Origin of the sequence: Aquabacterium sp. (genome assembly GCF_016195855.1) — a bacterium.
In the GTDB taxonomy this organism is placed as follows: Bacteria; Pseudomonadota; Gammaproteobacteria; order Burkholderiales; family Burkholderiaceae_C; genus Aquabacterium.
The window spans coordinates 24,538-44,865 of record NZ_JACPYU010000023.1; the positions used below are offsets into that span (position 1 = coordinate 24,538).

The 20,328-nt window shown below is 61.2% G+C and carries 20 protein-coding genes; 7 read left to right on the forward strand and 13 right to left on the reverse strand.

Annotation, left to right across the window (positions count from 1 at the left end; all coding sequences use genetic code 11):
• The gene (locus HY019_RS18785; RefSeq protein WP_290695100.1) at positions 1–624 is read left to right on the forward strand and encodes a cytochrome c oxidase assembly factor Coa1 family protein; all 624 of its coding nucleotides are present in this window, start codon (positions 1–3) and stop codon (positions 622–624) included.
• A gap of 35 nt (positions 625–659) precedes the next feature.
• On the opposite strand, the gene HY019_RS18790 is transcribed toward HY019_RS18785, so the two are convergent.
• A complete protein-coding gene (locus tag HY019_RS18790; protein WP_290695102.1) occupies positions 660–1,139 on the reverse strand; it encodes a VOC family protein in 480 nt (159 codons plus the stop codon).
• Positions 1,140–1,806: 667 nt separating this feature from the next.
• Between HY019_RS18790 and HY019_RS18795 the strand changes: the two genes are divergently transcribed.
• A complete protein-coding gene (locus tag HY019_RS18795; protein ID WP_290695104.1) occupies positions 1,807–3,696 on the forward strand; it encodes a hypothetical protein in 1,890 nt (629 codons plus the stop codon).
• 52 nt (positions 3,697–3,748) lie between these two features.
• On the opposite strand, the gene HY019_RS18800 is transcribed toward HY019_RS18795, so the two are convergent.
• The 3 genes from HY019_RS18800 to HY019_RS18810 are packed head-to-tail and all read right to left on the reverse strand — an operon-like array spanning position 3,749 to position 5,134.
• A complete protein-coding gene (locus HY019_RS18800) occupies positions 3,749–4,468 on the reverse strand; it encodes a helix-turn-helix transcriptional regulator (RefSeq protein ID WP_290695106.1) in 720 nt (239 codons plus the stop codon).
• Complete coding sequence (locus HY019_RS18805; RefSeq protein ID WP_290695108.1) at positions 4,455–4,799, reverse strand: antibiotic biosynthesis monooxygenase; 345 nt, start codon at positions 4,797–4,799, stop codon at positions 4,455–4,457. Before HY019_RS18805 ends, HY019_RS18800 begins: the two co-directional genes overlap by 14 nt.
• Entirely contained in the window at positions 4,796–5,134 is a 339-nt protein-coding gene (locus tag HY019_RS18810; protein ID WP_290695110.1) for an NIPSNAP family protein, read from the reverse strand. Before HY019_RS18810 ends, HY019_RS18805 begins: the two co-directional genes overlap by 4 nt.
• A 316-nt stretch (positions 5,135–5,450) precedes the next feature.
• On the opposite strand from HY019_RS18810, the gene HY019_RS18815 reads away from it, so the two are divergent.
• Positions 5,451–6,347 carry a nucleotidyl transferase AbiEii/AbiGii toxin family protein gene (locus tag HY019_RS18815; RefSeq protein ID WP_290695112.1) on the forward strand — a complete coding sequence of 299 codons (897 nt, stop codon included), beginning with the start codon at positions 5,451–5,453 and terminating at the stop codon, positions 6,345–6,347.
• Here the strand turns inward: HY019_RS18815 and HY019_RS18820 are convergent.
• Positions 6,324–7,250 carry a hypothetical protein gene (locus tag HY019_RS18820; RefSeq protein WP_290695114.1) on the reverse strand — a complete coding sequence of 309 codons (927 nt, stop codon included), beginning with the start codon at positions 7,248–7,250 and terminating at the stop codon, positions 6,324–6,326. The genes HY019_RS18815 and HY019_RS18820 overlap by 24 nt on opposite strands.
• A 916-nt stretch (positions 7,251–8,166) precedes the next feature.
• On the reverse strand, positions 8,167–9,336 hold the full coding sequence (locus HY019_RS18825) for a kelch repeat-containing protein (protein WP_290695115.1): 1,170 nt from the start codon (positions 9,334–9,336) through the stop codon (positions 8,167–8,169).
• Between the two features lie 281 nt (positions 9,337–9,617).
• On the opposite strand from HY019_RS18825, the gene HY019_RS18830 reads away from it, so the two are divergent.
• Positions 9,618–10,415 carry a hypothetical protein gene (locus HY019_RS18830; RefSeq protein WP_290695116.1) on the forward strand — a complete coding sequence of 266 codons (798 nt, stop codon included), beginning with the start codon at positions 9,618–9,620 and terminating at the stop codon, positions 10,413–10,415.
• Between the two features lie 61 nt (positions 10,416–10,476).
• Here HY019_RS18830 and HY019_RS18835 read toward each other — a convergent pair whose 3' ends face one another.
• From HY019_RS18835 to HY019_RS18855, 5 genes are read right to left on the reverse strand one after another with little or no spacing between them, the layout of a single operon-like run.
• Positions 10,477–11,220, reverse strand: a complete 744-nt coding sequence (locus tag HY019_RS18835; RefSeq protein ID WP_290695117.1) for an SDR family NAD(P)-dependent oxidoreductase — start codon at positions 11,218–11,220, stop codon at positions 10,477–10,479.
• A 20-nt stretch (positions 11,221–11,240) separates the two neighbouring features.
• Positions 11,241–12,035: an SDR family oxidoreductase gene (locus tag HY019_RS18840; protein WP_290695119.1), complete on the reverse strand. Its 795-nt coding sequence runs from the start codon at positions 12,033–12,035 to the stop codon at positions 11,241–11,243.
• On the reverse strand, positions 12,036–13,679 hold the full coding sequence (locus HY019_RS18845) for a bifunctional 3-(3-hydroxy-phenyl)propionate/3-hydroxycinnamic acid hydroxylase (RefSeq protein ID WP_290695121.1): 1,644 nt from the start codon (positions 13,677–13,679) through the stop codon (positions 12,036–12,038). It abuts the gene before it with no gap.
• Positions 13,676–14,638 (reverse strand): fumarylacetoacetate hydrolase family protein, encoded by a 963-nt coding sequence (locus HY019_RS18850; RefSeq protein WP_290695123.1) that lies wholly within the window; start codon positions 14,636–14,638, stop codon positions 13,676–13,678. The genes HY019_RS18845 and HY019_RS18850 overlap by 4 nt, the downstream gene beginning before the upstream one ends.
• 57 nt (positions 14,639–14,695) lie before the next feature.
• Positions 14,696–15,853 (reverse strand): VOC family protein, encoded by a 1,158-nt coding sequence (locus HY019_RS18855; RefSeq protein ID WP_290695125.1) that lies wholly within the window; start codon positions 15,851–15,853, stop codon positions 14,696–14,698.
• A gap of 43 nt (positions 15,854–15,896) precedes the next feature.
• Between HY019_RS18855 and HY019_RS18860 the strand changes: the two genes are divergently transcribed.
• Complete coding sequence (locus HY019_RS18860) at positions 15,897–16,577, forward strand: TetR/AcrR family transcriptional regulator (protein ID WP_290695127.1); 681 nt, start codon at positions 15,897–15,899, stop codon at positions 16,575–16,577.
• Here the strand turns inward: HY019_RS18860 and HY019_RS18865 are convergent, their stop codons facing one another.
• Complete coding sequence (locus tag HY019_RS18865) at positions 16,578–18,029, reverse strand: serine hydrolase (protein ID WP_290695129.1); 1,452 nt, start codon at positions 18,027–18,029, stop codon at positions 16,578–16,580.
• Between the two features lie 163 nt (positions 18,030–18,192).
• Between HY019_RS18865 and HY019_RS18870 the strand changes: the two genes are divergently transcribed.
• Entirely contained in the window at positions 18,193–19,188 is a 996-nt protein-coding gene (locus tag HY019_RS18870; RefSeq protein ID WP_290695131.1) for a helix-turn-helix domain-containing protein, read from the forward strand.
• A gap of 5 nt (positions 19,189–19,193) precedes the next feature.
• On the forward strand, positions 19,194–19,388 hold the full coding sequence (locus HY019_RS18875) for an oxidoreductase-like domain-containing protein (protein ID WP_290695133.1): 195 nt from the start codon (positions 19,194–19,196) through the stop codon (positions 19,386–19,388).
• 16 nt (positions 19,389–19,404) lie between these two features.
• On the opposite strand, the gene HY019_RS18880 is transcribed toward HY019_RS18875, so the two are convergent.
• Complete coding sequence (locus tag HY019_RS18880) at positions 19,405–20,238, reverse strand: hypothetical protein (RefSeq protein WP_290695135.1); 834 nt, start codon at positions 20,236–20,238, stop codon at positions 19,405–19,407.
• Between the last annotated feature and the right edge of the window lie 90 nt (positions 20,239–20,328).

Consider the following 20,328-nt stretch of genomic DNA (forward strand, 5'->3'; position numbering starts at 1 on the left):
ATGGACACCAACACATCAGGGCAAGGCAAAAGCGCAACCGTTCCAGCCGAGATCGACCGCTGGAACTGGGGCGCCTTCTTGCTCAACTGGATCTGGGGCATCGGCAACAACACCTTCATTGCCTTGCTGATGTTCGTTCCCTTCGCGAACATCATCGTCCTCTTCCTGCTTGGTGCCAAAGGCAGTGCCTGGGCCTGGCGCAACAAGCGCTGGGACAGCGTCGAGCACTTCAAGCGCGTGCAACGCCAATGGGCCAAATGGGGTGTCCTCGTGTTGGTCGGCGGCATCGTGGCGATGGCCGCGCTGATGTTCACGATCGCCTCGGCATTGAAGACGAGTGAGCCCTACAAGCTGGCCACAAGCCGCCTGCAGGGCAACCCGCAGGTGCTGACCATGGTGGGCGCACCCATGGTGACCGGTGCACCCATGGGCAAGATCGAAGTGTCTGGCCCCAGTGGCCATGCCAGCCTCTCGTTCTCGGTGGAAGGCCCTAAAGGCAAAGGCGAAGCCTATGTGGAGGCCGTCAAGGACCTGGGCAAGTGGCAGATCAACCGCATGGCGTTTGAGGATGAGGCCACAGGGCAGCGGGTGGACCTGAGCGCGGAGACCGGCAGGGGGATTTGAGGCGGGCGGAGTGATGTGCCCCGCGCGATGAGCGCTCAGCCCCGGTGGGCCGCTTCAATGGCCGCGATGTCGATCTTGCCCATCGTCATCATGGCCTCAAAGACACGTTTGGCCGCCGCACGGTCGGGGTCGGCCATCGCGGTGGTGAGCGCACGCGGCGTGATCTGCCACGACAGGCCCCACTTGTCCTTGCACCAGCCGCAGTCACTGGCTTGCCCGCCGTTCTGGATGATGGCGTTCCACAAGCGGTCGGTTTCTTCCTGTGTGTCGGTGGCCACCTGGAACGAGAAGGCCTCGCTGTGCTTGAAGGCGGGGCCGCCATTCAAGCCCAGGCAAGGGATGCCCATCACGGTGAACTCGACTGTCAGCACGTCGCCTTGCTTGCCAGACGGGTAGTCGCCCGGTGCGCGGAAGATGGTGCCCACGGTGCTGTCGGGGAAGGTCTGGGCGTAAAAGCGGGCGGCTTCTTCGGCGGTGCCGTTGAACCACAGGCAGATCGTGTTCTTGCTGACCATGTTGCTCTCCATCCATGACGTCGAGCAGTTTATCGATGCTTGCCTTGCCGTGTTGAGGAATGGAAGGTTCTTGTAGGGGCTTGCTCTTTGGAGGGCGCTCTCATGTGCCCTCTCGTCACCAGTCGCCTGCGGGGTGCAATATTTAACTGCTGAGCGTAGACTGACCAAGCAGTGTGTGGGCTGGGTCATTGCTGCTATCGGCAGCGCTTTGTCCCGACCGGCTTGTTTAGGGCTCTGGTCCTGAAGCACGAAGAGAAAGTTCGGGGGTTCTATGAAACAAAGTACGTTTGTGGCGCGCTGGTTTCCCGTTTTCTCCAGCCTCTGTCTGGCTTTACTCATTGGGTGTGGGGGCCGTGGCGGTTCCTCGAACACCAGTTCTGCGACACCTACGCAGTACGTTGGGCCACTAACTGCAACACTTTCTGTTGACAGCACGGATCCCGATGGCGACTCACTTTCCTACGATTGGAAGGTGACAGCAGGGACTCTGTCGGCTACGTCGGGCCGCACCGTGAATTGGACAGTGCCAGAGGGGGGCGGCGTGCAGTTCGCATATCTGACGGTGTCAGATGGGCGTGGAGGGTATGTGGAGAGAACGCTGTCCTTGGAGCTTGGAACGCCAGCGCCCCCACCGGTGATACCCAATCCTAGGACGTCGATGTTCCCCGTGGCGACACGCGATACGTTCGAGGGCGCCACATTACGCGGGACGTTCTCGATTGTTCGAACCTTCGGTACAAGCGCGGTGGGGCGTACCATTTATTTGCCCGGCGAACAATTACGGTTGACGGCGCAATCGCTTCCATACACAAGCGCATACAACGGGCTAAGCATTGGCGACAACTCCAACCTCTACGGCGACGTTCGATTTCCAAAGTTGCCAATTGGTACATGGCGACACGCGCAGGGTGAATGGACGACTGGCAAGGACTCTTTGTGGATCCAGAAGATTGTGCCTTCGGATGAGGAGCTGTTCAGGTTATATGGACACATCAATCTCCAGGGCGGTGCCCTTTGCGGTTTGATCAGCGAATACAAAGGCAAGGCCATCGCGCCAACCGTTATCTACGCTGGCATGACCACCCAGGTAAATGCCTATGGGGACTACGCGCTCCGTATCCCACTTGGAACAACACTGGCGCCGCAAATGACGGTCGTTTGCGAAGGCATCAGAGTGGATGTACCTGTCCCGGTGGATCGCTTGCAAAATCCCACTGAACATGTCGAGGTCTCTGTCACCCTTAGCAACCGTCCGCCCGTCGTTTCTGCAATTTCAGCGACCGCCAACGGGCAAGCTGTCGGATCGGCTGTTGTCGACGACGCCGGGGCGACGTCAAACAATGTGCCTCGGAGTGACCAATTCCTAACCTACAAAGGCATCGACACGGGCGACAGCGCCTGCGCCTACTACCTCGCGATTGGCGCCACCCCGAGTTGTGGTGTGAGGGGTGAGCTGCCGCCGAACGCACTGAAGTTTGACGAATGGAAGCGCATGCGCAAGCTCGCGCCTTACGACGGTACGAGTCCGGAACTGCGGGCTACCTACGTCAACAGAGTAGACCTGAACTTGGTGCGTGACATGCATGCCGTCAAGAACAACAGTCGTGATTTTGCGTTCTATGTATGCAACTACCCGAAGCCTCGGAGCACGTCGGAGAATGATGTGCTGGCTGCGATCGCGGGCGCTCGCGCGGGTAAGAACTTGGTGGCTTGCGTTGCTATGGACTACTCAGCCACCGAAGGGACAAATTTCGACCCAACCATCGGCTCCTATAGATCATTCACCAAGTTCTACGTTTTCGGGCCGGGAGGCAATCTCATCACGTCGGTGAACCTTGATGGGCGAGGGGAGAAGTACGTGCCAGGGTCCTGCGTTGTGTGCCACGGTGGCTCCGGTTACACCGGCAAGTTTCCGCGAACCACCTTTCCCATCACGGCCGACAGTAACGGGCCCTCTGCCAGCATCGAAGCTCGCTTCCTGCCCTTCGATCTGGGGAACTACAACTTCTCACCAACGGCTGGCCTGAGAAAGGCTGATCAGCAGTTAGCACTAAAGCAGATGAATTACCTTGTCCGCGATATTGAAGCCGACTTCTCAGGCTCGAACGTCGCCGGCACTGCGATCATGAGCTTGATAGACGGCTGGTACGCCGACAGTCCAAACCGCTTCGTGAACAGCAACCTCGATGAGAGCTATATACCAAGTGGCTGGAGGCCCACTGGTGCGCTGGCAGCAGCTTCAGCTGATAGCGCCACTGCGCCAAACTTTTATCGTCAGGTGATCGCGAGGTCGTGTCGCACATGTCATGTGGCGTTGCCCAATCGCGATTGGGACACTACTCGACCACCGGTTGGTGGCGCGCATGTTTGCGGAGGCACGGAGGAACTGAGCCTGAATGCGAAAATGGCCAACTCCAAAGTGACCTTCGATCAGTTTTGGTTGACGGCGCAGCAGGTTCCCTCTTTTCGCGCGCTGCTTGGTACGCACTTAGGGTGTGGCCCGGCCGGGATTGGTGTGTTTGCGCCGTTTCAGGATCCGGCCTTCCCTAGCAACTGACAAAGTGCGCAATTCGCATGAAGGAAGTGCCAGCTCCCTGGCTGCAGACCACTCAAGCGTTGTGGGCCGCTGGCGTGAGGAGCATAGGCAACAGCGCCTGAATGCCCAGTGGTGTCAAGTCGAGTGCCCGTCCATCAACCCGTCTGACCCAGGCCTTCTGGATGAAGTGTTGAAGCAACTCATCCGCAAGTTGACCAGCCAGGTGATCCTTCCTCTCTGACCAGTCTAGGCAGGGGTAAGCGAAGCGCCGTCCGGACGAGGGCGCCTTTGGCTGCAGATCCATCTTGCTCAGCCATGCCAGACCTGCAGGTGTGAGTTCATACCCATCCCGGTTTGCCTTCAGCCCCCCTTGCCCATGCAATGCCGTCAACACGCTGACACCCAACTGCCCAGCCAAATGCCCATAACAGCACCGCGCAAACCGCAGGCGCTTGCGTGTTGGGTGCTCCCACATGCGCTCGTGGATAGAGCGCTCTGCCACCACGGCAAGCGCCTCAAGAGCATGCGCCACATCTTGATCAGCCAACTGGTAATAGCGGTGCCGGCCTCTGGCTTGGCATACGAGCAGGCCGGCCTCAAGCAACTTGGACAAATGCCCGCTTGCCGTTGCAGGCGTGACGGATGCGGCCGTCGCCAATTCACCCGCGCTGGCCCATTCACCAGATAGCAGATAGGCCAGCATCAATGACCGGGCCGGGTCAGCGACCATGGCGGCAACCCGGGCGATACGAGGTTCATGTGCTGTACGCGTCATGCCATCAGCGTAAAGCATCCAGCGAGTCAGATGGCGCTTGCCCACGGCTCGACAAGCCATAGTCCCTGATCACGTTGGCCACACGCAATCGGTAATCAGAGAAGATCTGCGACCGCCCTTCGTGTTGGGCCATCCTATGCGCCTGCTGATTGCGCCAGCTCTGCACCGCCTGCTCGTCTTGCCAGAAACTCAAGGACAGGTATCGACCCGGTTGGGTGAGGCTCTCGAAGCGTTCGATGGACATGAAGCCTTCAACGTTCGTGAGTGAGCCTTTCAGCTCATCGGCCAATTCGAAATAGCGCGGTGCCAGATCCGCACGGGGCTCCAGCTCGAAGATGACCGCAATCATGGCACCACCTCGCGAGCTTGATTCAGTGTGGACGCAATGCCCTCCAGCCAGGTTCGCTCTTCGCGAAGAATGAAACGCAAGGATTGCGCCATCTCGAAATTGAGCCGCCCCTCGTCGTCGGCTTTGAGCGCGGCGCGGTAGCGCTCGTACGCTGCCATGCTGTCAAAGCTGATCAAACCCCAGGCCACGTCATTGCTGCCTTCGTGCGGGAGAAAGTAGCCCACCAGATGGCCGCCACAGCGAGGAATGATGCGGCCCCAGGCTTCTGCGTAATGGCGGAAGGCCGCCAGTTGGAATGGATCGATCTGATAGCGGATGAAGCAGGTGATGGTCATGGGCGCAACAAGAGTGAAAGAACACCCTTGACTGTCTTTCAATGGCACTGCTCATTGCTTTGATGCGCACCGAAGCGACTGAACGACCGTTCATGGCTGCATGGGAAATCCCAGAATGGACTTGTATCGAATCCATTGCGGTCGGTTGGTGCGCTATGTCGAATGAGTGCTTGGCGGCGGTTACCGTCAGTTGTAATTTGGGCTTAGCCAATCGTCGGCGATCAGAGCGCCGAGGCTGACGATCCGGTAAGCGACTTTCTCTCCGTTACCATGAGGCCAGTTCGGCATTGGTCATGGATTGATAAACGGAGGCCGCATGGGACAAGGTCAAGCAGCAGAAACAGCGGACGGTGAAAAGCTAGACAAGATCAAACGGCTTGCTGTTGTCGCCATGGTGTCGGATGACGACCTTCTTGATCAGTTGGTGCTGAAAGGCGGCAATGCCATGGATCTAATACACAAGGTCAGTAGTCGCGCCTCGGTGGATCTCGACTTCTCAATGGCTGACGACTTTGAGGGGGATATCGAGACCGTACGAACGACGATTGAAGGTACGCTTCGGACGACGTTTGCAAATGAAGGTTATTTCGCCTTCGATGTGCGAATGACTAAAAAGCCTGGAAATTTGTCTGATGAATTGAAATCCTTCTGGGGGGGGTATTCAATAAATTTCAAACTCATTGCAACGGAGAGAGCTAACAGCTTAAATTTCGACCTTCGCCAAATGCAACGAGAAGCTGTGCAACTAGGCGAGGGCACTAAATTCGAAATAGACGTTAGCCCGCACGAATACACTGAAGACAAGTTGCGAACAAAGCTAGAAGGTTACGCGCTGTATGTTTACACGCCTGAGATGATCGTCTGCGAGAAGCTCAGGGCAATTTGCCAACAAACACCTGATTATGCAAAGATTGTACGATCAATGGTGCGAAATCGGGCTAGAGATTTCGTTGATATAGAAGTGTTGATAAATAATTGTAATGTCGATCTTGGTTCTCCATCTGCTCATAGAATTATTAAGGAAATGTTCAAAATCAAGAAGGTACCGCTCAATTTTCTTATTCGTATAGAGGAAATGCGTCATCTTCACAAAGAGGGCTTTGCCCAGGTTCAAGCTACAGTCAAAGCAGACAAAGAACTTCAGACTTTTGATTACTACTTCGATTTTGTGCAATCGAAAGTGCAACTCTTAGAACCCATCTGGAACGAATAAGTGCCATTTGGCTACCCAAGAGGATTTACCCATGTTGTGGGTAAGATAAAAATTTCTATTCATTGGCATAGCCTCGAAGAGCTCAACAACACTCTTTTTATAGCCAGCTCTTTCTAAGTAATAGCCTATTGCCTGATGATAAGGGTAACCAAACCCCAGATTTTCGTATAAAGCCGCCATTTTATTCACTGAGATACGACCCTTGGCGTTCTCGAATGCCTTTGCAACCTCAAATACTCCCCCTGCGTAGAATGGACGCACCACAATATCAATCAAAGTCCGTTCGATGGTTGTGTATTTAATGTTCAAGTCCTCTTGATCCCCATAATTTACGCGAGACGCCATTATTCCCTGGGCAGCACGATATGCGCCGGCCAGAAGGGTAATGCGATAGTTTTTGTATGAAATTTGGTTTGTGGAGATCCGTGGAGCCTTGCTGAACGCGGAGTCGATGGCCACCTGCTCAAAATCATCATAGTGGGTGGAATAGATATCTGATCCGCTGCGCTTCTCTTGCGTTATATATATAGTTTTAGGCACCTGCTCTGTCAGGCCATGAAGTCTCATTGCCGTGTAATGGCTGTAATAACTTTCATATATCAAGTCATGTAATAACTGCAATAGAGGGACTTCACCCCACACAAATCCTGAAGCTGGGTGAGTAGGGAATGGAAATCTGACTTCCCGGAGCTTAGTTTTTTCAGTCAGAAAACGAATGAAGGCGGTCAATGTAGTGTTCTGTGCCAACCGCCAGAATGCGCGCTTCTCCCTAAGTGCCCTCGCAATATCTGTTCTAGTGAGTACATGAGGAAGCTCGTTCTCAAAGTACCCCACTATGTCCGATTTAGCTATCTGAATTCGTGTAGCCACGGCTTCAATCTTTCTGCCTGTGCTGGCGAGCATATATGCTCGCCAGCATTTCACAAAATGCACTATCTGTCAAGGGCGTATCGATCATCAGTGCCCCTTGACTTCGCCCAAAAAAGCAATTATGCTACTGGTCATATATGACCAGTAGCACAGACGTGCTTGACGTACAGCTTGCCTGGGTGAAAATGATGTATGCTCACGGGCATAAATGCCCGTGAGCACGTGGATGCGGAATGCGGAATGCAGAATTCGACGCTGCTGGCACGACTCTGGCTGCCGAGTCGGGCAGCCTAGATGCTCTGAAGAGCATCCTCAGAGAGCTGGTACGCGCAAACGTGCCGTGGGTCGAGCTCAAGCAACCATCGCTTATTGAGCGCTGCACTACCCGCTGACAGCTTCGACGAAGATCTGGGACGACACGCTGATCGATTTGAACAAGGCCTTCATTGAAGGCCTTGTCAAAGACGAACTGAAGCGAATTGTCATCGCTGGGGGCACGACCATAGGTTCGACCAAGTGACTCCGCGAGGCCTTGATCGCCAAGGGAACTGATATTGCATACGGACGATCTCGTGAGGCGCGCTTGAAGCGCGCCGGTTCCTGCGCGCACGCTTTCCCGCTCACGCTGGAGGCTCAGAAGCGGCAAAAGCGGCTCAAGGAACATGGTGCGCCTCGGCAGTACATCGACTCTCTGGCCAGCAGGCTTGGTGCGGCGCTGACGGATGTGCTTGCAGTTCTCAATGCCTAGGGCTGGCCCGCCGGTCCTCACTGAATGAAGCACTCGCATGTCAGCTATTCGCTTGCACGCGGCGCCAAACTCACGAGCGTGCGCCACAGCCTCGTCCACTCCAACGGATCTGGTCCAGTGCAAGTGGCCACCTTCGACCTAAACGCGAGCCATTCACGAGGCATCGCTGAGCAGGTAGTTGAGGCTGCGTGTGCTACATCCCTAATGCAGGCAGCGGCTCTGTAGCAACGAGCTGTGGACAGTGGCTTCTATTTCCCAGTCGCTTGCATCGAGTCGCTGCAGTAGCGCCAGCGTCGTGCGCCGAAGATCGGCGAGGCGCCGATCGGATAAACGGCCTTCGACGATGGCGTGCACCTGCCATCGCTCTTCAGTGAACTTCACGACCACACCGTCGATGACGACCCGGTAGACGTTGTAATCCGCCCCCTTCTCAGGCGCAGGGCCCCCAGCGTCAAGCCGGTAGAGCGCGGCCAGTGCCTCGAAGTCTGGCTCATCGTCATGGTTCCAATAGCTCTGCTGCCCCTCCCATCCGTGCTCGTGGCGCCAAAGTTCCTGACGGATGTCCCAAAGGCGATTGGGCTTGCGATCGACTCGCATCATTGTCCAACGCTGCCAATCGAGCTGACTGAGCCTTGTCCAATGTCCGTTCGCCACATCCAGAGACCATGCGTCGATGTTCTCCTGCAAGCTGTGGCTCGGCCCAAGCCAGAGTTCGCCGCCACGAACGACGACCGAACACCCGTCAGCGTCAAGCTCCGCTGAGTGTCGGTGGATCCATCCAGGGGCCTCTCCGCTGGTTTCGACGGGGGTGATGATCATCGTTTCGAGGTCGAGGCGAAACACCGGGGTATGTCCCTCGACACGTTGTTCCGGATGCCCCAGACAGCCGACGATGAAAATGGCCTTACCGACAAGCGTTGCGCTGTGAAAATCCGTAGGAGGGAACTCTTCTCGCGCGTAGCCGTATACCGCGATCGATCCATCGGTATCGACCACAACGACGTCGTTGTAGATGAAAAAATCCGGATCGTAGTGGTCTTCGTGCTCTCCACCGATGTATATGACGCGACCATTAGGGAGCATCGTTTTGCTCATACCCATTCGATCGAAGCACCACATCGGGCCTGCATCGAAAGCCGATGGTCCGTCAAATGCATTGTTAGCGCTGTACGCTGAGTGACGCGTTCTCACAAGCCAATGCCAGAGTGGATTGTCGAGACGGGCTGGCCCTTTTTGTACCGTGCGCGGTGAGCGCCAAGTGAGGAATTCGGCGTGATCCAGGACGGGTGGCGGCTCAGCCTTGCGTTGGCGATCGGCTTCTTCTTCTGCCGCCTCAGCGGCATACTCGGCTTCGAAGTTCTCGTCTTCCATGTGTCTGCACCCCTCCCAATACGAATGTACGACGGTTGCACGCGAAGGGGTCTTGAATCGGCCCCTCGAAAGCTGGCTTTCACCTAAGTCCGCTCCTGGCCTGGAGCGTGAGCACGCAGCAGCGCCCGAGAACTGACGTTCGCTGTTTGAACTCTCGCCAACGAAATTCAACAATCGGATCTGTTCACAAACTGGCCTTGCCGGCCAGGAACGGTCTTTGGCGACCATCTGCTCCTGGGCAAGCTAGCATCGGCGAATACATTTATCCAAGGAGGACACCCATGGCCTATTCGATGAACCAAGTTGCGCTGTACCTCAATCTCGCGTGCTCGCGCGTCCAGGCAGACGGCGACATGCGCTATCTCACCAACCGGGCCGGCACTGGCGCGCTGGCCGGCGGCGGCCAGAACCAGGAGACGCAGATCCTGTTCGTGCGCGACGCCTTGTGGATCGCCAACAACGACGACGCCGACTCGCAGCTGCAGAAGAAGATCCTCGATAAGCTGCGCATCGGTACGCCCGAGGCGCTGGTCGAGCACGTCGACGCCTTCCAGTCGCGCGTGTTCAAGCGCCGCCGCAACGGCCGCGACGAAATGTTCGTGCCGCCCGCTTCACCAGCCGAGACGCTGCTGTTCGAGCTGGCGGGCCTGGACGACAAGGGCGACGCGCGTGAGGTTGCGTACCCCGACGCCATGGATCTTCCGACGACGGGCACAGGTGCACCGGCCGGTTACTCGCTCGGCTCAGGCGGCAAGCCGCCGGTTTCTGGCATCGTGTTCGTGACCGGCAGCTATGAAGGCAAGGGTGGCTCCGGCGACAACGAGCACGCGGAGCAGAAGCTGCTGGCCGCGCTGTCCCGGGTGCCGGACAGCGTCCGCGGCACGCTGGCGCTGTACGGGTGCAAGCGGCAGTGCCAGGTCTGCGCCGACGTCTTCGGCGAAGCGCTGCCGCGCCTGCGCGCGAGCTATCGCTACGTCAACTGCCGCGCCCACGACGACCCCAAGGTCCGCAACTACGCGTCGCAGGCGCATCCGTCGGGCATCAAGGCGCTGGACGTCGACCACTACTTCCCGGCGTGAACGGCGTCCGCGACCAGCAGCGCCAGCCGATCGCATGCCGTTGTGGCTGATGGCATCCCCTTCAAGTCTTGCTGACCAAACGCTCAGCCACTTGCGGTGCCAGGCGCAACAACAACGGTAGCCACCGGGCCTTGCCCGGGTACACCTCGCTGCGCCCCGCTTTGGCCCCATTCAACGCCACTGTCACAACGTGCTCCGGCGTCAGCTTGTCTGCCTGGTAGTGGGCGGTGGCGGGTGTGTCCACGGCGGGTGGCGCCACGTCCGTGATGGTGATGCCCTGGCCGACAAGTTGGCGCCGCAGGGCTTTGGTGAAGCTGCGCAGGCCGGCCTTGGAGGCCGAGTACAGCGGGGCGCGCGTGGCCGGTGCCAGGCCGTAGCCCGAGCTCATCATGATGATGTTGGCCGGTGCCGCGGCGCGCAGCGCGGGCAGGAAGCTCGCTGTCATGTGGATGGCGCCCTCCAGGTTGGCGCGCAACTCCTGGGTCAGATCCTGCGAGAGCAGATCGGGCCGATTGAAGTCGATTTCGCGCAGGCCGCCCGCGTTGTTCACCAGCAGCCTGACTTCGGGGTGCGCGGCCAGAACGGCATCGGCAAAAGCCATCACCGAAGCCTTGTCGCTGACATCGCAAACGTGCGTGCGGATGCCGGGGTAAGCCTTTTCAAGGGCCGCCAGTTTGCTGGCGTCACGGCCGCAGGTCACCACCTGCCAGCCTGTTCGATGCAGCTCGGCGACGAACGCGCGGCCGATGCCGGAGGAGCCGCCTGTGACCACGGCGGTCGCGGGTTGGCGTGTTGGTCTTGCCATGGCTGTGCCTTTGATGGTGTTCAGAAAACCCGGGCCTGGCGCATGACCCGCGCCAGCAAGGCGGGCGAGAGCCGCCCCAGGTACACCGCCCACTTCTCGCGTTTGGCGATCACGATGCGCCCCTGCCCGCGGGCCAGTGCGCGCACGGCCTTCGCCGCGAAGGCGGGGGCACTCATCGAGGCGTCGTGCAGGCCGTCCATGCGGTCATGCGTGGTGCCGTCACCGGTCAGTGCCGCACGTGTGACGTTGGTGCGCACAAAGCCCGGGCAGAGCACCGATACCTGCAGGCCTGCCGCGTGCACCTCGGCGCGCAACGCATCGTGGAAGCCCACCATCGCGTGCTTGGCTGCGGCATAGGCCGAGCGGTAAGGCGTGGCCACCAGCCCCGCCACCGACGACACCGCCACGAGCTGCCCCGATTGGCGCGCCAGCATGTGCGGCAGCACGGCCTTGACCAGGGCCACGGGCCCGAAGAAGTCGAGCTCCATGATCTGGCGGTCGACCGCCAGGGCCGTGTCCTTGACCAGCGAGCGCTGGCTGACGCCGGCGTTGTTGATCAGCATGTCGATGTGGCCAAAGCGTGCGAGCACCTCGGCCGTCTTGTCGGCAAAGCACGCGACCTGGGTCATGTCCATCGGCAGCACCAGATGCGCCTGTGGGCGTGCGCAGCGGGCCTTCACGGCTTCCAGCGCATCGGCGCGGCGTGCACTCAAGATCAGCTTGGCGCCGCTTTGGGCCAGCTCGTAGGCCAGGGCTTCGCCGATGCCCGACGAGGCCCCGGTGATCCAGATCACTTTGTCCTGGTAAGTCTTCATTTAAACCACATGCCACTTCGATTGTTGGGGGAGCGCATGGCCCTTGGGGCCGACCGTCTCTGCAGCGCCGAGCAAGGCCAGGCTTTCGCGCACCAGGCGGTTCACGTCGGTGGCGGGGCCGTCGTGCAGGATGGTGCGATCAGGGCGCACCACGGCCAGCCACCCCACCGGCGCCAGGCCCGGTACCAGGGCTTGGGTCAGGTCTTCCCAGACCTCGGTGGCCTGGCCCAGGTTGAGCGCCTGGCCGCGGTGGGTGAACTGGACGCTGCGTCCTCCGGCGTTTGTCCAGCGGCGGCGCAGCTCGGCGTCGAGATGCGTGAGCGGATCGACGCCAAAGCCCAGCAGCGTCAAATGGGGGCCCAGTGCTTCGTCGCTCAGCACGGGGGCTTCCTGGCCACGGCGTACCCATGACTGCGCCATCAGGCCGCCGCGCAACAGCGGCGAGCCGCTGCAACGGGGGGCAAACACGCCCGCCTTGAACGCGGGCTTGGGCTTGATCTGCAGGTCCTCGATCAGGCGCCGTGCAGGCTTGACGTATTGCATCAGGCGCACGAAACCATGGATGGCAACAGCCGCCAGCTTGTTGGTGGGCATCACCAGCCTGCCCATCAGCAAGGCCAGGTCGATCATGGCCTTGGCATGCGGGCGTCGCTCGGCCGTGTAGCTCTCCAGCAAGGCGGGGCTGGCCCGGCCATGGCAGACCCAGGCCAGCTTCCAGCTGAGGTTGGCCACGTCGCGCAAGCCGGCCACCAGGCCCTGGCCGACAAAGGGCGGCGTCAGGTGGGCGGCATCACCAGCCAGGAAGACGCGGCCCTTCTGGAATGCCTTGGCCAGGCGTGCATGGAAGCGGTAGACGGCGATGCGCTCGATCTCGATGTCCTGCAGTTGCGCCCAGGGTGCGAGCAGGCGGCGCACGGCATCGGGCTGCTCCATCTGCTCGCGTGTCTCACCGGGGCGCAGCATGAACTCCCAGCGCTGACGCCCGCCGGGGGCCACCATGTGCGGCGTGGGGCGATGGGGGTCGCAGATGAACTCGACATGGTCGATCTGTTTGGCCACGTTCTTGGCGTCGACGATGAGCCAATCTTGCTGGAAGGTCTTGCCTGTGAATTCCAGGCCCAGCTTGCCGCGCACGAATGAGCTGGCGCCATCGACGCCGACCATGTACCTGGCCTGCACGACCTGCTCGCTGCCATCCGCATGGCGCAGCCGCGCTTGCACACCGGATGCATCCTGCGTGAAGTCCATCAACTCGGTCTGTGTGGCCACCTGCACGTGCCCGCTGCCCGCCAGGCGCGCACGCAGGACGGCTTCCAACTCGGGCTGGTAGAAGGTCACGAGCTTGGGGTGCCCATCCAGCTGCCCGGCGGTATTGGCACGCGAATAGCGGCCAAACACCGGGCAGTGCATTTGCACATGCGGGATGGCGATCGTCTCGAAGTCATGCTCCTGCAAGCCGGCGAGCTGCAAGACACGCAGGGCTTCGTTGTCCAGGGCGATGGCCCGTGGTGCCGTGAAGATGTCTGCCGCACGGTCCACCACCAGCGTGCGCACGCCGTAGCGGCCCAGCAGGTTGGCCATGGTGGCCCCGGCAGGCCCGAAGCCCACCACCAGCACGTCAACCGATGCAGGCAAGGTGCTCATGCTGCCACCACCTTGCTGCATTGCTCGCCCAGGTCGAGCGCACCATCGTCGGTTCGGATCGACAAGGTCATCACGTCATGGGGTTTCAGGAAGGCGGGGTCGCTCCCGCCGCGCTTGACGAAGATCTGCCACTTCTTGCGCTCCGACAGCAACACCTTGGCCGCCAGCATCTGCAAGCGCCCCGGTGCGCGTGCGGCGCAACCCGCCGGCGTGCCTGTGGCGATCAGGTCGCCTGGCATCAGGTCCTGCAGCGCCGAATACTCGGACAAGGTCTGGTGGGGCTTGTAGATCATCTCGTCGCAATAGGCGTCCTGCCGGAGCTGGCCGTTCACCATCAGCCGCATGTGCAGTTGCGGCCAGCGCAGCCACTCCTGCGGCTCCAGCAGCAAGAGGTAGGGGCCGACCGGGCCGAAGCCGCGGTAGCTCTTGCCCTTGTAGAACTGGCCTTGCGGCAGCTGGACGTCACGCGCGGACACGTCGTTGACGATGGTCACGCCGGCCAGCCATTCATGCAGGCGATCAGGCGCCACGCTCACTGCGTTCGTGATCGGGCGGCCGATGACCAGGCCCAGTTCGATCTCATAGTCCAGCAGCTGCACGTGCGCGGGGCGCTTCACGTCGGCGTTGGGGCCGGTGAGGCTCGAAGAGGCCTTGGTGAAGAACATGTTGAACGGGATCTGAGCCGGGTCCAGGCCGGACTCGCGCACATGGCTGGCGTAGTTGACGCCCTGGCAGAGGAACTGCTGGTTGCTGGTGATGGGGGCCAACAAGGTCACCGCATCCAGGGGTGTGGTGGCCTGTTGTGCCGTCATCAGCCGGGCGGCCGCCGCCCCGCCGTTCGAGATGAAGTCGGCGGTGGTCTCGTAGGCTTGCGGCAGCGGCGCGATCGCGCCTGCGAAGACGACACCCCAGCGGATGGCCCCTTGTGGATCGAGATAGCGAACGACAGGCGTGGACATGTACAAAAGCCTTTCTGGGCGGACGACAGACGAAGGAGGAGGGGGCTCGGCGCGGCTTCACAGCCACGGGCGTGGGCGGGTGGCCGTGACGCGGTCCAGGAGCTGCAGGCGGCGCCAGTTCAGCAGGCCGCGCTTGAGCAGCATCAGCGCCTTGATTGCGGTGCCCAGTGACTTCTTGGGGACGAGATCCGGTGGCACGTCCGCCCCCCAGGCCCACAGATAGCCCAGCTCGAAAGGTACATAGTGCGTTTCATGGTCGGCCGTGAAGACGTCGCCGTCCGTGTAGTGCTCGAACTCGAAGCCATCGGGGTCCAGCCAGTAATCGAACAGCTGGCTGCCCAGCACATGGCGGCCGATGCCCCACAGATGCTGGTGGCCGTTGGCGCGCAGCACTTGCTGGCCCTGGCCCAGGGCATCAATGTCCAGCACCTCATAGGCGCTGTGCTCGTATTTGTTCTCCAGGCCGCCCGCGATGACCACGGTGTGGTGGTCGGCCGGTTGCGCCCCCAGGTCCAGACGGAAGAAACACAAGGCGGGCGAGCCATCGGCCAGGTACTGCACATCAGAAGGGATGAGCCCCAGGTAGCGCATGTACCAATTCGCCATCGCATGGAAGTCAACCGTTTGCATGACAACGTGCCCCAGGCGCGCCACGGCCGCCGGTGCGATGGGGGTGCGCACCGTCTGGTTGACGCGGCGTGTCTGCCCTGGCTGGTTGGCGGCCTCGTGGGTGGCCGCCCGCTGCGGCAGGGGTGACTGCGGTGCCCAGTCGGTGATCAGCCACACCTCATTGCCGGCTGGGTCGACCAGCGACACACCGCGCCCGCCGCCGGGAATGGCCGTGGGGGGCAAGGCGACAGCGCCGGCCTCGGCGATCAGGGGAGCGAAGTCGGTGCCTGCCGGCACGACGAAGGCCGCACCGACATAACGCGCCTTGCGCCCCTGCGTGGCCACATAGATGGCCGAGGCCGGCCCGCTGCCGCGCATCACCAGCGATTGCGATGAGCGTGACACCACCTGCATGCCGAAATCGGTGAGAAAGCGCTCGGCCGCATCCAGCCTGGGCCGCTCGAAGCGCAGAAAGGCCAGGGCCTGCGCCTTCAACAAGGGGCGTGGCCGCGCAAGGCGCTGGATCTGCGCCGGCAGATGGCTTTCGGGGTGTTCCTCAGGTGCGCGCAGGACGCGGGGGCGATGGTGCGTTGTCATATTGGACATGATATCCAAAATGACATTGGTGTCAATATGCGAAGATACGTCCATGCGCACACCGCCCGACACACTGCCCGATTCACCCCCAGACCACCGCACCCGCGTCGCCATGGAGCGCCGCCGCAAGATGCGGCAACGTCTGATCGAAAGCGCCTTCGCCGTGCTGGCCAGGAAGGGCGCACACGCCGCCGTGATCGAGGACGTCATCGTCGAGGCCGGCGTGTCGCGCGGGACCTTCTACAACTACTTCCAGAACAACGAGGAGTTGCTGGACGCCGTGACCGCGAAGCTCGGCGACTACCTGATGCAGCTGGTGGACCCGGTGGTTCGCACGCAGGAGGACCCCGCCGCACGGGTGGCTTCAGGCATCCGGTTGTGCCTGCGTGCCGCCCTGGCTTTTCCGCAAATGGCCCAGTTGGTGTCACGCATGGATTGGCAGCAGGCCGCACCGGGCGGCCAGCCGCATGGCTACCTGGCGCGTGATGTCGAAGCCGGGCTCAGGGAAGGGCGTTTCAAGGTGGCCAACGCGCGCTTGGCCACCGACCTGGTCGTGGGCCCGGTGATCAGTGCCTTCCACGCCCTGCTGCATGAGCCGCTCCCGCCGGGGTACCCGGAAGACCTGGCGCAAGGCATCTTGCTGGGCCTGGGCCTGAGCCGCACCGAAGCACGCCAACTGTCGCAGCGCCCGCTGCCTGACCTTTCATTGGTGCCCGTGCCCAAGCCGGCTTGATCAAGGCTTGGCCAGCAGGTCCACCACAAGTTGATAGACCTGGCGCAGTGCCGTGTCGGTGTCGAACGCGACGCCCTGGCGCAGCACCACCAAGTGGCGGCTGGGCACGATGACGATGTGCTGTTCCTGGAAGCCTGCGAAGAAGACCAGGTCAGCGGGCAGCTGCGCACGCAGGTCGGCCGGCAGATGCTCGGTCGGTTGGCGCCACAGCATGCCGCCGTAGCCATTGCTGGCGGGCGAAGGCGCGGTCATGAAGTGCACATAGGACGGGTTGAGGACGGCCTGCCCGTTCCAGCGGCCCTCATTGGCCACCAGCTGGCCAAGGCGCAGCCAATCCACCGGGCGCAGCATGCCCCGTGCCCCGCCCACGGGGGTGCCTGATGCGTCTGGCTCCACATAGCCACCACGGATGCCCAGGGGGGCGAACAAACGCTTCTGGTAGTAGTCGTAGATCTGCTGGTGGCCGCCGCCGGCCAGCTCCTTCAAGCGGCACATGGCGAGGTTGGCAAAGCCGGTGGAGTAGTTGAAGACCGTGCCGGGTTGCGCCACCAAAGGCTTGCTTGCGGGCCAGGCACACTGGTCTTCTTGCGAGAACAGCATCTTCGTGGTGTCGTCTTCGCCAGCGGCATAACCACCTTCGACCCACTCCAGCCCCGGTGCCATGTTCAGCAGGTTGCGCCAGGTGATGGCAGCCTTGTTGGTGCCCTGCCAGGCGGCCAGGCCCACCGGCGCGTCCAGTGCCAGCTTGCCGTCACGTTCCATCACCCCGGCCACCAGCGCGGTCAAGGTCTTGGTCATCGACCAACCCAGTTGAGGGCGGTTGCGGTCGAAGTTGGCGGCGTAGCGCTCGTACACCAGCTTGCCGTCCTGGGCCACCAGTAGCGCGTTCGTGTTGGTTTTCTTGGTGGGGTCCGTGCTGGTCTCGGTCAACATGGTCGCTGCCGCGTTGTCGAGCACAGCCCGGCGGTCGGCACTCAACGCGTCACTTTGCGCTTTGCCCTCCCCGAAAGGCCAGGGCGTCATCGGGTCGGCAACCGGGGGCTTGGCCGCTCTGAAAGGCTGTGCCCGCAGGGCGGCCTCCTTGGCCGACGACGCCGCAATGAGCGTGCAACCCAGGCCGGGTCGGTAGATGGCCCGCCGTGGCGACAGGAACACCGCAGACACTTCCACTTCGTCTGCGCCACGGGTCACGAACCAGAAGCTGGGCAGCGGCTGCACCTTGGGGGCGGTGTACTGGGTTTTCACGCGCGCAAAGTCATCGCCTGTGGCAATGGCACGCGAGCACAGATCCCATGCCGCGTAGCCTGTACCGGCGGGGATGGACTTGATGAGCTCGCTCAGCGAAGGTGTGGTGGTCTGCTGTGCGGAGGCCGGCAAGGCCAGGCAGGCGCCGGCCAGGAGGGTTGCGCATGCTGAAAGCTTCCAGCGACCTTGAGTTTGACGGGGGTACATGGTGATGCCTCTTGAAATCCTGGCGGACGATGACTGGAGCGTAGGTGCAAGCCGCCCAAGGCGCTATCAGAAACGCGCAAAGCTGGCCAGGGGCAAGCCTGAATGGACAAGGCGGGCCCAAGCGTGGAAGCTATGGGCGTGAAAGCACGGAGGTTGCCCCAGCATGACCTGGCCTGTCAGCATCGGCCAAGCAAGTGACATTGCCGACATGGTCACCCTGCAGCCCCAATGGCAGCTGGACTACCAGCAGCTGTCTGCTGGGCGCTTCCAGGGGCGGATCGTGCATGCCACCCTGCCCGGCTTGCACCTGACCCAGGAGACGGCCAACCGCGCGTCTCGCCAGCAAGGGCAGCTGTTCCAGGACGACATCGGGCTGTTGCTGGCGGACTCCCTGAAAGGGCCCTGCCGTTACCACGGCCAGCTTGCCGGGCGCGATGCCGCGATGATGGGGCCGGCAGGCGAGCTGGACCTGCTCACCCCTGACGACTGCCAGTTGCGGGCCATCCTGATGCCGCGTGCCAGCTTTGTGGGGCTGCTATGGCAACTGTACCCGCATGCCGCCGAGCGTATCGGCGACACGCACAGGGCTGTTGAGCTGACGCCTGCCGAGGCCGGCGCGCTGCGCCAGTTGATCGACCAGGCCTTGCGGCATCTGTCAGAAGGCGGGGCCCAAGGACGCAGCGAGGCGGTGGCACGCCAGATGCAAGACGCGATCGTGCTGACCTGGCAGGACGCCATGGCGGCCAGGCTCGCACCTGAGCGCATCGGGGCGGAGCCGCCAGGCAGCCGCCGTGCGCTGGTGGCGCGCAGCTGCCAACACGTGCGTGAGCGCCTGCCTGAACCGACCACCATGCTGGCGCTGTGCCGGGCAGTGGGCGCCAGCCCGCGCAAGCTCGCCTACTGCTTCCAGGACGTGCTGGGCATGTCGCCGGCACGCTACCTGCGCCTGATGCGCCTCAACGGCGCGCACAGCGACCTGGTGCGCAACACAGGCGAGGGCGGTGCGCACACCGTTCAAGACATCGCCTCGCGCTGGGGCTTCTGGCACATGGGGGCCTTTGCCGCTGAATACCGCAGGATGTTTGGGCAAGTGCCTTCACAGACGCTCGGCTTGCGTGGCACCACCGCCTCTGGGCTTTTTCCGAGTGCGCGAAAATAGCGCCCATGACCTCCCTGGCCACGCCCCCTTCAGACGACCCCAAGCCCCAGCCACCCGAGCCGCCCGACATCAACGACTGCTGCGGCAACGGCTGTGACCCCTGCATCTTTGATCGCCACGACATGGCGATGGATGAGTATCGGCAGGCGTTGAGGGCGTGGGAGGCGAGGCAGGGGACCTCAGTAGATCAGAAGGCTTGAGTGGGCGGGTTACGGCTTACTGCCGAGGTTGAGGTGCGTCCTCGTCGGCGGATATCGTGAACTCGTAAAGGGTGCTGTTTTCCGTGGCACCGTTGAGGCGCAAGTACAGGTTGGCCTTGTCGCTGAAGCTACCGTGAGGGTGGCTGCAATCTCGCGAACCGCACCGCAAGTTCCGTTTTGGATCCGCCTTGGCCCGAATCTCCCAGAACTGGGTTTTGGCATCGATGCCATAGCCGTCTAATTCCAAATAGCCTGGGAAGGCCTGCTTGGGTCGATAGCCCGGCGGGGCCTTCATGATGGAGCCATCTGGCAGCTGAGGGTTCCAAGGAGCCAGGGGCTCGATGTTCTGATACACGGTGAAATCAAGCACAACAGCATTCTTGATCGACTGTGTCATGACCTGGATGCCCAACTGATCCCAGACGCATAGCGTCCGCACGGAATTCTCGTGACATACGGGACTTTCAGGCAAAGCGTTTTTCCATGAGGCAATTGGATCGCCAATCGATACCTGCGTGCCATTGATGGAAATTCGAGATCCACGGATCACGATCTCAGGCCTTGCTCCGCGGGCCACAGTCCGTGGATTTCGGTTGGTCTTGGCCGTATCGACCTGCTCTTGAGCCTTGCCCATGAGCTCATTGAGCAGCTCAAGCTTGGTCGGCTCCTTGCCACCATTGCGGCTTCGGGCTCGCTCATAGAGTTCGGAGCGCAGGCTTCCTTCACTTGCCGCCCCTTTTTCCCCTTGTGGCGATGATGCGGGCGAGCTGGTACTGCTGCCCGACTCGTGTGCTTGACAGCCTGAAATCATCGAGCTGATCAGCAGGGCGATCAGGACTAACGATCTCATTTTTTCACCTGATTTTTCTCGCCCGAGGTCCCATTGTCATGAGTCTTGGCGTTACACAAGATGCAACGTTGGCAACTGTCGAGACAAAAA